Here is an 11,587-nt window from a genome sequence, read left to right on the forward strand (position 1 = left end):
ATATTCTCGTGAAGCGGCTCGCCCGCCCACCCACAAGTTTCCTCTAAATCTCAGCAGCTTTCTTCTCAACAGCCTCTTAGAGAGGATCGCCCAAGAGAACTCCCGAACGGCCATCTTCATGACGGCTTCGCGAAGGTAGGGGTCGGCCGCGAGTTCCGACACACTATCAACGCAGACCGATACGGCATTGGCGATCCGGTCCTCGAAAACCCTCTCGTCAGCCATGGATTTCCTCTGGGTTGTTGAACCCGCTCAAGATACAGCGCAAGCCGGTGCTGAACAACGGGACTTTGCCCCCATAATGTTGACAACGCTTTGCCCGGCGTGTACCAGTAGCGTGGTTCTCAGAGCGGCAACTTGGCCGTCTCGAAGGCTGATTTCGTTTTGGAATCAATGCTGTGGCGCGAAAAGCGGGCTTATGCTCCTGGCGCCCCAGCCAAACTTATTCCCCAATGATTCAACGACTGTTGCAAGCACCGCGCGTAACAGTCTTGAGGGCCGGTCGAGCGTAGCAGGAACCGGTCGGGCGCGGCTCTTCACCACGCCGAAACACCGCATCTGGCGCGATGAAGCGCATGCCGTCGCCGATGAGCCATCCGCAAACAACGGATACAAGGCGGGGCCTGTCCCCAAGCCCACGCCGCCCGCCGTCACGCCTGCCCGGCGCTCTGGCCCGCGCCACGCCCGCGGCGTCCGCGCACGGTGGCCGGGGCGATCTGCTCCATATCCTCGCCGAGGCCCGCACCGGCGCTGGCGTCCGTCTGGCTGGCGCAGCGTTCGGCCAATTCCCGGATCGCCCCGCGAATCTGCGGGTCGCGGATGTTCTGGAAGTAGCGGGCCAACATCAGCGCCTCGCGGGAGCGCAGCGTGCCCTCCGACTCCTCCGCCTGAGGTCCGGCGCTTCCCGCTTCCTGAGCGGCATGGCGCTCCTCCAGCCCTTCAAAGAAGACGGAGACCGGCACCCGGAAGAACTGGGCCAGCTTGAACAGCCGGCTGGCCGAGACCCGGTTGAAACCGCGCTCGTACTTCTGAAGTTGCTGGAACGTCAATCCCAAAGCCGACGCGACGTCGCTCTGGCTCAGCCCGGCAAGCATGCGCAACTCACGCAGGCGCTGCCCGACGAACACATCGACCTCGTTGAGGCCTTCCTTCTTCTCGCGTCCACGTTTTTTCACAGCGTTCCCCCATCTGCAAGGGCGGCAAGGCCCGATATCGCGCGAAGCAACATTCGGATCTGCGTAGGAAAGATTCCGACGTGCTTGTGCCACGATCTTTTTGATATCGGGCAAGCGACCATTGCAACTCAGCTATGACTTCGACGAGGCAAAGTCAACCACCGTTGCGGCATTTACTACCTACGTCCCAACAGACCCCAGAAAATGAATGGGTATGGAGGACCGCATCATTCTTTCTTTCGAGGTAATTTTAAATTACTTCCAAAAGAAATGCTCGGACGACCGCCTCCCAGCCGCGAGTCCCGCCCCTCACCCTCGCCATCCGGGCGGTGCAAGAACGTTGCAGGCGCGCACCGGTAGGCATATTTTGCCGGGCACTGGGCAATTTCTGCCCACGAATTAACACTCTCTTCATCAAGACAGCCCAGCATGCGCGCTGAAGCAGAGCCCGGCGCGGTTTTTGCAAACTCATTTTTTGCGTCTGCGAAATCAAGAACTTCCCGGACAATCACCGGGGCATCCGATCGGGGACTAGCGCGTGAACAACCTTCTGCAGACCTTGCGCAACCTGGGTCCCGCGCGCCTTGCCGCGATCGGCGGCGTCGGCCTGCTCCTGATCGGATTCTTCGTCTATCTGATGACGCGCCTCTCCACCCCGGAGATGGAGCTTCTCTACGCCGAACTCCAGCCCACCGAGGCCGCGGCGATCGCCAAGAAGCTGGAGGAGGCGAAGGTCCCCTTCACGGTGGACAAGACCGGCACGAAGATCATGGTCGCCGCCGAGCAAGTGGGGCCGACCCGCATGAAGATGGCCGCCGCCGGCCTGCCGTCGGGCGGGTCCATCGGCTACGAGCTGTTCGACAAGGGCGAAGGCTTCGGCGCCACCAGCTTCATGCAGAACATCAACCACCTGCGCGCCCTGGAAGGCGAGATGGCGCGCACGGTGCAGACGCTGAACGGCGTGCAGAACGCCCGCGTCCATCTGGTGCTGCCCAAGCGCGAGCTGTTCGCCCGCCAGCAGAACCCGGCGACGGCCAGCATCTTCCTGAAGCTGCGGCCCGGCGCCCAACTGTCGCGCGAAAACATCCAGGCGATCCAGCACCTGATCGCCGCCTCCGTGCCGAACCTCGACCCCAGCCGCATCTCCATCGTGGATGACAAGGGCACCCTGCTCGCCCGCGGCACCGGGAACGACAGCGCGGACGCCATGCTGGCCTCGGCGGAGGAGAAGAAGGTCGCCTACGAGAGCCGCATCGCCCGCATCATCGAGGATCTGCTGGGCCGCACCGTCGGCTACGGCAAGGTCCGGGCGGAGGTGTCGGCGGACCTCGACTTCGACCGCATCACCACCCAATCGGAAATCTTCGATCCGGAAAGCCAGGTCGTCCGCTCCACCCAGACGGTGACGGAGGCGAACGAAAGCCACGACCGCGACCCGCTGTCGCCGGTCACGGTGGACCAGAACCTGCCGACCGCGCAGTCGGGCAACAACGCCGGCCCGATCTCGCAGAACAAGCAGAACCGCAGCGAAGAGACGATCAACTACGAAATCAGCCGCACCACCAAGAACCATGTCCGCGAAACCGGGCAGGTGCGCCGCCTGTCGGTCGCGGTGCTGGTGGACGGCACCTACAGCCTGCCCAAGGACGGCAACCCGGCCGCCTACCAGCCGCGCCCGGAGCAGGAGCTGGAAAGCATCAAGGCGCTGGTCCGCTCCGCCGTCGGCCTCGACGCGGTGCGCGGCGACACGCTGGAAGTCGTCAACATGCGCTTCTGGTCGCCGGAAGACGACATCCAGAAGCCGGAGGAACTCTTCCTCGGCATGACCAAGGACGATCTGTTCCGCATCGCCGAGATGGTCGTGCTGGGCATCGTCGCCGTCCTCATCATCCTGCTGGTCATCCGCCCGCTGATCACCCGCGCCTTCGAGAAGGCCGACCAGCAGGAGGAGGACGACATGGACCGCCTGCTGGCCGACCAGAGCGGCATGCCCGCCGCCCTGGCCGCGCCGACCGGCGCGCTGGCCCAGGATCTGGCGCTGGAGGCCGCCCAGGCCGACGAGGAGCTGGAGCAGATGATCGACATCAACCGCGTCGAGGGCCGCGTCCGCGCCTCCTCGCTGCGCAAGGTGGGCGAGATCGTGGAGAAGCATCCGGAGGAAGCGGTGTCGATCCTGCGCAACTGGCTGTATCAGGAGAGCTGACGCGATGAGTTCCGTCCGCAAATTCCTGTTCGACGAATCCTTCGACGTGGACGCGCCGCCGCGCAAGCCGTATCAGGCCGACGACGACTATTACGACCGCATCCCCGAGCCGGAACCGGAGCCCGAACCCGAGCCGGAGCTGCCGCCCGAGCCGCCCCCGCCGGTGTTCGGGGAAGCCGATCTGGCCGCCGCCCGCGCCGAAGGCTTCGCGGAGGGCGAAACCGCCGGCAAGTCGACGGGCTACGGCAAGGGCTTCGTCGACGGCAACAACGCCGGCCGCAAGGAAGGCTACGAAAACGCCAGGGTCGAGATCGAGGCGACGGTGCAGGCCCGCATCGCCAACGCGCTGGAAACCATCGGCAACGGCGTGCAGCATCTCCTGAACGAGCATTACGCGACCAGCGCGCAGCGGGCCGACCAGCCCGTGCACATCGCGCTCGCCATCGTCCGCAAGCTGATGCCGGAACTGGCGCGGCGCGGCGGGCTGATGGAGGTGGAAGGGCTGGTGCGTACCTGCCTGACCGACCTGATCGACGAACCGCGTCTGGTGATCCGCGTCGCCGACGACACGGTGGACGCGGTGCGCGAGCATCTGGATCAGGTGATCGGGGCGCGCGGCTTCGGCGCGAAGCTGATGGTCGTCGGCGATTCCGGGCTTGCGCCGGGAAGCTGCCGGATCGAATGGGCCGAAGGCGGGGTGGAGCGCGACACCGCCGGCCTGCTCGCCCAGATCGAACGGCGCATGGCCGGCCTGCTGGAGGCGCCGCCGGGCTGACGCCGCGGCGGCAGGGGAACGTGAGGTTCCAGTTTTGAGATTCTAAAGGGTTTCTGGAGACTTCGATGGCCAAGGACAGCTTCTCCCTCGATGAGTTGGACAACGGCGGCCGCGGCGACGTCGCGGAGTACGAGACCGGCCTGGGTCCAGCCAAGGATCTGGAAGCGGTCTACGACATTCCCGTCCAGATCTCCGCCGTGCTCGGCAAATCGACCATGCAGGTCAGCCAGTTGCTGAAGCTCGGGCGCGGCGCGGTGGTGGAGCTGGACCGCAAGGTCGGCGAGGCCATCGACATCTACGTGAACAACCGTCTGGTCGCCCGCGGCGAAGTCGTGGTGGTGGAAGACCGGCTGGGCATAACCATGACCGAAATCATCAAGTCGGACCGCGGATGAGCCTCACACGAGACAGCGCAGAATCGTCCCGGCGGGGCGGGCGTTCCGCCCGGCCGCGCGGCGGGGTGGACGTGGCGACGCTGGTCGGCCTCGCCGCCGCCGCCGTGGTCATCTTCGTCGCCATGGCGTCGGGCGGGTCCTTGCGCGCCTTCGTCGATCCGCCGTCGCTCATCATCGTGCTGGGCGGCACCCTGGCGGTCACCACGGCCTCCTTCTCGCTGGCCGACGTGGCCATCGCGTGGCGCGACGCCGGGGCGGTGCTGATCCACCGCACCAGCGACCCGCGCGGGGTGGCCCGGCAGGTGCTTCTGCTGGCCGAGGCGGCGCGGCGCGCGCCGGAAACGCTGCGCAACGTCCTGCCGGAGCTGCGGCACGAGTCTTTCCTGCACCGCTCGGTCACGCTGGTGGCCGAGGGGCTGCCACCCGACGACATCGAGCGGATGCTGATCGGCGAGGTCGAGGCGTCGGGCGCCGGCAAGGTCAAGAGCGCCGGTGTCCTGCGCCGCGCGTCGGAGGTGGCGCCGGCCATGGGGCTGATCGGCACGCTGGTCGGCCTCGTCCAGATGCTGGGCAGCCTGAACGACCCGTCCAGCATCGGCCCGGCCATGGCGCTGGCGCTGCTGACCACCTTCTACGGGGCGGTGCTGGGCAACGTCGCGTTGGCCCCGCTGGCCGCAAAGGTTGAGCGGACGGCGGAGGAAGACGCGCTCGTCAAGACTCTCTACACCATCGGCGCGGTATCCATCGCGCGTCAGGAAAATCCGCGGCGTCTGGAGATGCTCCTGAACGCCGTTCTTCCGCCTGGAAAGCGGATTCAGTACTTCGACAGGGACTCCGACCGGGGTTCGCCGAGGGGAGCGTAAGATGCGTCTGCTGATCGTTGGAACGTTGGAAGGGTACATCACCGCCGCCGGCAAGATCGCCATGCAGCGCGGGGCGAAGGTGTCCCACACCGACAGCATCGAGGGAGCCCTGAACGCCCTGCGCGCGGCGGCGGGTGCCGACCTCGTGATGATCGACGTCAAGCTCGACATCGCGGCCTTCATCGAAAGCCTGAAGGCGGAACGGATCACCATTCCCGTGGTGGCCTGCGGCATCGGCACCGACGCGGCGGCGGCGGTGAAGGCGATCCGCGCCGGCGCCAAGGAATACATCCCCCTGCCCCCCGACGCGGAGCTGATCGCCGCCGTGCTGGAAGCGGTGGCGGAGGAGAGCCACGCCATCGTCTGCCAGGACCCGGCTATGCTGGCGACCCTGCGCATGGCGGATCAGGTGGCGCCCAGCGACGCCTCCGTCCTCATCACCGGCGAGAGCGGCACCGGCAAGGAGCTGATGGCCCGCTACATCCACCGCAAGAGCCGGCGCTCCGACGCGCCCTTCGTCGCGGTGAACTGCGCGGCCATTCCGGAGAACCTGCTGGAATCGGAACTGTTCGGCCATGAGAAGGGCGCCTTCACCGGCGCCGTCGCCCGCCGGCTGGGCCGGTTCGAGGAGGCCAACGGAGGCACCCTGCTGCTGGACGAGCTGTCGGAGATGCACCCGCGACTCCAGGCCAAGCTGCTGCGCGCCATCCAGGAGAAGGAGATCGACCGCATCGGCTCGTCGCAGCCGGTCAAGGTCAACGTGCGCCTGATCGCCACCTCAAACCGCAACCTGGAGAACGAGGTCCGCTCCGGCAACTTCCGCGAGGATCTGTATTTCCGGCTGAACGTCTTCAGCGTCGCCATTCCGTCCCTGCGCGAACGGCCCGCCGACATCCCGATGATCGCCGACCATTTCCTGAAGAAATACGCGCAGGCCAACGGGCTGGGGGAAAAGCGGCTGTCGGACGACGCGCTGCTGATGCTGCGCGCCCACCACTGGCGCGGCAACGTGCGTGAGCTGGAAAACACCATGCACCGCGCCGTTCTGCTCTCCAAGTCGGAGACGGTGGGGCCGGAATCGATCATGCTGACCAGCCAGATGCTGGCCCCGGAAGGGTCGGCCCAGGCGTCGATCCCGGCCAACTCGCCGGTCGCCAACCCCTTCGCCGGGCCGGGCGGCACCGTCCCGCCGGCGCCGCGCGGCTACGCGCCGCCGGCCGCACCCGGCTACCCCTCCTCCTACGCGCCGCCGCCGAACCATGCGGCGGGGGCCGCGGCCTACGGCAACGCCGGCGCGGCGTCCGGGGCACCCGCCGTGCAGGGCCTCGTCGGGCGCACGGTGGCGGAGGTCGAGCGCGACCTGATCATCGGGACGCTGTCCCACTGCCTGGGCAACCGCACCCACGCGGCGAACATCCTGGGCATCTCCATCCGCACGCTGCGCAACAAGCTGAAGCAGTACAGCGAGGAGGGCGTGGCCGTGCCGCCGCCGGGCACCGAGGAACGGGCGGCGATGTGATCCGCTGATCCGAGGGAAGGCGGAGGCACGACGGCATGGCACTGACCGAACACAATCCCGGAGCGCGGGCAGGCGGCGGCGGAAACATGACCGCGCTGACCGACATGGTGTCCGTCGCCAAGGGGGCGCTGAAGCGCGGCGACATCGTGATGGCGGCCGGCATCATGCTGATCGTCGTCGGGCTGATCCTGCCGCTGCCGCCGATGCTGCTCGACATGATGCTCGGGCTGAACGTCACCATCTCGGTCCTGATCCTGATGGTGGTGCTGTTCATCGAAAAACCGCTGGAGCTGTCGTCCTACCCGACGATCCTGCTCATCACCACGCTGCTGCGCCTGTCGCTGAACATGGCGTCCACCCGCCTGATCCTGACGCAGGGGCATGAGGGCACCGCGGCGGCGGGCCATGTGATCGAAGCGTTCGCCGGCTTCGTCATGGGCGGCGACTTCATCATCGGCGTGATCGTCTACGCGATCCTGACGATCGTGAACTTCAAGGTCATCACCGCCGGTTCGGGCCGCATCGCCGAAGTGGCGGCGCGCTTCACCCTGGACGCCATGCCCGGCAAGCAGATGGCCATCGACGCCGACCTGTCCGCCGGCATGATCGACGAGACCACCGCCCGCGCCAAGCGCAAGGAGCTGGAGGACGAAAGCGCCTTCTTCGGCTCCATGGACGGTGCGTCGAAGTTCGTGAAGGGCGACGCCGTCGCCGGCCTGATGATCATGTTCATCAACATCATCGGCGGCGTGTCGCTGGCGGTCCTGCGCTACGACATGCCGATCCTGCAGGCGCTGGACACCTTCACGAAGCTGACCATCGGCGACGGCCTCGTCTCGCAGATCCCGGCGCTGGTCATCTCCATCTCCGCCGGCTTCCTGGTGTCGAAGGCCGGCACCGGCGGCTCCACCGACAAGGCGGTGGTCGGGCAGCTCACCAACCACATCAGCGCGCTCGGCCTGTCGGCCGGCGCCATCGGCCTGCTGGCGCTGATGCCCGGCATGCCGATGCTGCCCTTCCTGCCGGTGATCGCCGCCGTTGGGGCCGCCGCCTACTACCTGCCGAAGGTCCGCGCGAAGAAGGAGGCGGCGGAGGCCGAGGCCGCGGCGGCGGAGGCCGCGGGCATGGGTGGCGGGCCGGGCGGCGGGGCCGCCCCGGTGGCCGACGAGCCGATCTCCACCGCGCTGGCCATCGACCTGATCCGGCTGGAACTCGGCTACGGCCTGCTGTCGCTGATCAACCAGCCGCAGGCGGGAAGCCACCGGCTGACCGACCAGATCAAGGGGCTGCGCCGCCAGATCGCCGGCGAGGTCGGATTCGTCATGCCCGCCGTGCGCATCCAGGACAACCTCCAGCTTCCGCCCAACTCCTACATCATCCGCGTGAAGGAGATCGAGGCGGGGCGCGGCGACATCCGCCCGAATATGCTGCTGGTCATGGACCCGCGCGGCGAGGCCATGAGCCTGCCCGGCGAACAGACGGTGGAACCGACCTTTGGCCTGCCCGCCATCTGGATCGAGCCCGGCTACCGCGAGGAGGCCCTGTTCAAGGGCTACACGGTGGTCGATCCGTCCACGGTCATCACCACGCATCTGACCGAACTCATCAAGGACAACATGCCCGAGCTGCTGTCCTTCACCGAGACGCAGAAGCTGCTGGACGAGCTGGACAAGGAACACCAGAAGCTGATCGCCGACGTGGTGCCGGCGCAGATCACTGTGGGCGGATTGCAACGGGTGTTGCAGAACCTGCTTGCAGAACGGGTTTCCGTACGCGATCTTGCAACAATTCTGGAGGGCGTTTCGGAGGCGGCAAGCCAGACCCGCAGCATCACGCAGATCACCGAGCATGTGCGCACGCGCCTGGCCCGGCAGATCTGCGACGCGAACATCAACGAGATGGGGGTCATCCCGCTCGTCACCCTGTCCCCCGAGTGGGAGCAGGCGTTCGCGGAATCGCTGGTGGGCGACGGCGACGACCGGCAACTGACGATGGCGCCAAGCCGGCTTCAGCAATTCATCACTTCGGTCCGCCAAACCTTCGAGCGACACGCCATGATGGGCGAGACCCCCGTCCTGTTGACCAGCCCCCTGATCCGTCCCTTCGTCCGCTCCATCGTCGAGCGGTTCCGGCCGGCCACCGTGGTGATGTCGCAGAACGAGATCCACCCCAAGGCGCGGATCAAGACCCTGGGGCAGATCTGATGCAGGCCATGACGAACCAGCGTGACGGGCGGGAGGCGAGCCGATGCGGCTGAAGTCCTTCCACGCCAAGTCCATGTCCGAAGCCATGCGGATGGTCCGCCAGACGCTGGGCGACGATGCCATCATCGTCGCCACGCGCGAGGAGGAAGGCGGCGGCGTGCGCGTGACCGCGGCGGTGGAGGACGACGATCTGCTGATGGCGCAGTCCCGCTCCGCCCCGCCCGCCAAGGCCGCGCGCCCCGCGGTGGTGGTCGAGGAGGAGCCGGAGATCGACGTGGGCGAGGTGGTGGCCGACGTGCTGCACCGCCACGGCGTTCCCGCCGCACTCGCCGAACAGCTCATCGACGCCGCCGCCGGTCTGGACACCGACGACCCGGCCCTGGCGCTGGGGGCGGCGCTCGACTCCATGTTCACCTTCAGCCCGCTGCAGGACCGGCGCGGCGGCAACAAGCCGCTGATCCTGGTCGGCCCGCCGGGCAGCGGCAAGACGCTGATCGTCGCCAAGCTGGCCGCCCAAGCGGTGTTCCGCAAGCGCTCGGTCGGGGTGATCACCACCGACACGGTGCGCGCGGGCGGCATGGAACAGTTGGCCGCCTTCACGCGTCTGATGAAAATCAAACTGGCGACGGTGGAGGACCCCGACGCGCTCGCAGGCGCGTTCGAGGTCAGCCGCGGCGCCGACGTCGTCCTGGTGGATACCGCCGGGCGCAACCCCTACAACCGGGAAGACATGGCCGACCTGAAGGCCCTGCTGTCCGCCGGCGTGGCGGAGCCGATCCTCGTGCTGCCCGCCGGTCTGGACGCCATGGAAGCCGCCGACATCGCCCAATCCTTCAAGGCGCTGGGCGTGCGGCGGATGCTCATCACCCGGCTCGACATGGCGCGTCGGCTGGGCAGTCTCCTGGGCACCGCGCACCGTTCGCGGATGGCCTTCTGCAACGCCAGCGTTTCTTCCAAGGTGGCCGAGGGGCTGACACCGCTGAACCCGGTGGCCTTCGCCCGCCTGATGATGCCCGCCGAGGACAAGGCGGCGCGCAGCCGGGCCAAACCGGCGGCCCCCGCCAAGACCAAAGCCGTTCGTTCTTCGTCGAGGACCATCCCATGACCGATCCGGTGTTTCCGGCCGCTCTCAAGAACGTTCGCCCGCTGCGCGGCGCCAACGTCATCGCCGTGGCCAGCGGAAAGGGCGGCGTCGGCAAGACGTGGTTTTCGATCACGCTCGCCCACGCGCTGACCAAGATGGGCAAGAACTCGCTGCTGTTCGACGGCGATCTGGGCCTTGCCAACGTGGACATCCAGCTCGGCTTCCAGCCGAAGAACGACCTGGGCGCGGTGATCAACGGCGACGTGACGCTGGGCCGCGCCGCCCAGCGCTACACCGAGGGCGGCTTCGACATCATCGCGGGCCGCTCCGGCTCCGGCACGCTCGCCCAGTTGCCGAGCCAGCGCCTGTCCGGCCTGCGCAACGACCTGATGGAACTGGCGCGCAAGTACGACTGCGTCATCATGGACATGGGGGCGGGCGTGGACCGCACCGTGCGCACCCTGTCCGGCCCCGCCGGGACGACGCTGGTGGTGACGACGGACGAGCCGACCTCGCTGACCGACGCCTACGCCTTCATCAAGCTGACCCACGCCACCAACCCCGCCGCCGACCTGCGCGTCGTGGTGAACATGGCGCAGAGCGTGAAGGACGGGGAGCGCACCTACGGCACCATCCTGAAGGCGTGCCAGAACTTCCTGAAATACAAGCCCGCCCTGGCCGGCATCATCCGCCGCGACCTGAAGGTGCGCGACGCCATCCGCAACCAGTCGCCGCTGCTGACCCGTTCGCCCTCTTCCGACGCCGCGCGGGACGTGCTGGCCGTCGCCCAGCGGCTCCTGAACGGTCAGTAAGTCCCGGGATGGGGGGCGCCCTTCCACCCCCGGTCGCCGGCCCGCCCGCCACCCCCGCGGCGGCGGCCTCCACGCCCGCGCCGGTGGCGGTCGCCGAGGGCACCGTCAAGGCCATGCCGGAGCGGTTGCAGGACATCGCCCGCCCGGTGGTTCTGACCGGCACCGTCGTCGGCACCACGCCGGAGGGGCTGGCCCGCGTGCGCACCCAGGCGGGAGAGGTGCTGCTGCAGACCCCGACGCCGCTGCCCGCCGACAAGCCGGTAACGCTCCAGATCACCCCGGCGCAGGTGCTGCTCAGCCAGGCACAGGCCGACCCCGCTGCGGCCTCCCCTGCCCAGAGCGTTGCGGCGAAAGTGCTGGTGCTGACCCAGGGCACGGCGGCGCCCCCGTCCACCACGGCGGCACCGACCACGGCAGGACCAACCACGGCGGGGCTGCCAACGACCGGGCCGGCCAGGACCGCCCCGGCCCAGACGCCCGCCACGCCGGCCCAGGGCTCGGCGACGCCCGCGGTGATCCTGCCCAGCCCGGCGCCCGCCACGCCGGCCACGGGGCTG

The 11,587-nt window shown here is 67.8% G+C and carries 11 protein-coding genes and 1 pseudogene; 9 read left to right on the plus strand and 3 right to left on the minus strand.

Annotated elements, in window-relative coordinates; translation table 11 throughout:
* The 3 genes from QSG27_RS24245 to QSG27_RS24255 all read right to left on the minus strand — a co-directional run.
* A partial coding sequence (locus QSG27_RS24245; RefSeq protein WP_306710673.1) for a hypothetical protein occupies positions 1 to 225 on the minus strand: 225 nt, incomplete at its 3' end.
* Between the two features lie 425 nt (positions 226 to 650).
* Positions 651 to 1,175, minus strand: a complete 525-nt coding sequence (locus tag QSG27_RS24250; RefSeq protein WP_306710675.1) for a helix-turn-helix domain-containing protein — start codon at positions 1,173 to 1,175, stop codon at positions 651 to 653.
* A gap of 227 nt (positions 1,176 to 1,402) precedes the next feature.
* Positions 1,403 to 1,687 (minus strand): hypothetical protein, encoded by a 285-nt coding sequence (locus QSG27_RS24255; RefSeq protein WP_306710677.1) that lies wholly within the window; start codon positions 1,685 to 1,687, stop codon positions 1,403 to 1,405.
* A 26-nt stretch (positions 1,688 to 1,713) separates the two neighbouring features.
* Between QSG27_RS24255 and fliF the strand changes: the two genes are divergently transcribed.
* The 9 genes and pseudogenes from fliF to QSG27_RS24300 form a co-directional block, all read left to right on the plus strand.
* The gene (gene fliF / locus QSG27_RS24260; RefSeq protein WP_306710679.1) at positions 1,714 to 3,378 is read left to right on the plus strand and encodes a flagellar basal-body MS-ring/collar protein FliF; all 1,665 of its coding nucleotides are present in this window, start codon (positions 1,714 to 1,716) and stop codon (positions 3,376 to 3,378) included.
* Positions 3,379 to 3,382: 4 nt separating this feature from the next.
* Positions 3,383 to 4,153 (plus strand): FliH/SctL family protein, encoded by a 771-nt coding sequence (locus QSG27_RS24265; protein WP_306710681.1) that lies wholly within the window; start codon positions 3,383 to 3,385, stop codon positions 4,151 to 4,153.
* Between the two features lie 65 nt (positions 4,154 to 4,218).
* Positions 4,219 to 4,548, plus strand: a complete 330-nt coding sequence (fliN, locus tag QSG27_RS24270; RefSeq protein WP_306710683.1) for a flagellar motor switch protein FliN — start codon at positions 4,219 to 4,221, stop codon at positions 4,546 to 4,548.
* Entirely contained in the window at positions 4,545 to 5,411 is an 867-nt protein-coding gene (locus QSG27_RS24275; protein WP_306710685.1) for a motility protein A, read from the plus strand. Before fliN ends, QSG27_RS24275 begins: the two co-directional genes overlap by 4 nt.
* A 1-nt stretch (position 5,412) precedes the next feature.
* Entirely contained in the window at positions 5,413 to 6,930 is a 1,518-nt protein-coding gene (locus QSG27_RS24280; RefSeq protein WP_306710687.1) for a sigma-54-dependent transcriptional regulator, read from the plus strand.
* A 35-nt stretch (positions 6,931 to 6,965) separates the two neighbouring features.
* Positions 6,966 to 9,134, plus strand: coding sequence for a flagellar biosynthesis protein FlhA (gene flhA / locus QSG27_RS24285; RefSeq protein ID WP_306710689.1), 2,169 nt, complete (start codon positions 6,966 to 6,968; stop codon positions 9,132 to 9,134).
* Between the two features lie 43 nt (positions 9,135 to 9,177).
* Entirely contained in the window at positions 9,178 to 10,239 is a 1,062-nt protein-coding gene (locus tag QSG27_RS24290; protein ID WP_306710691.1) for a flagellar biosynthesis protein FlhF, read from the plus strand.
* On the plus strand, positions 10,236 to 11,030 hold the full coding sequence (locus QSG27_RS24295) for a MinD/ParA family protein (protein WP_306710693.1): 795 nt from the start codon (positions 10,236 to 10,238) through the stop codon (positions 11,028 to 11,030). Before QSG27_RS24290 ends, QSG27_RS24295 begins: the two co-directional genes overlap by 4 nt.
* Positions 11,031 to 11,038: 8 nt before the next feature.
* A pseudogene (locus QSG27_RS24300) lies at positions 11,039 to 11,587 on the plus strand (hypothetical protein); the annotation flags it as partial.

Origin of the sequence: Azospirillum isscasi, from assembly GCF_030849505.1 — a bacterium.
In the GTDB taxonomy this organism is placed as follows: Bacteria; Pseudomonadota; Alphaproteobacteria; order Azospirillales; family Azospirillaceae; genus Azospirillum; species Azospirillum isscasi.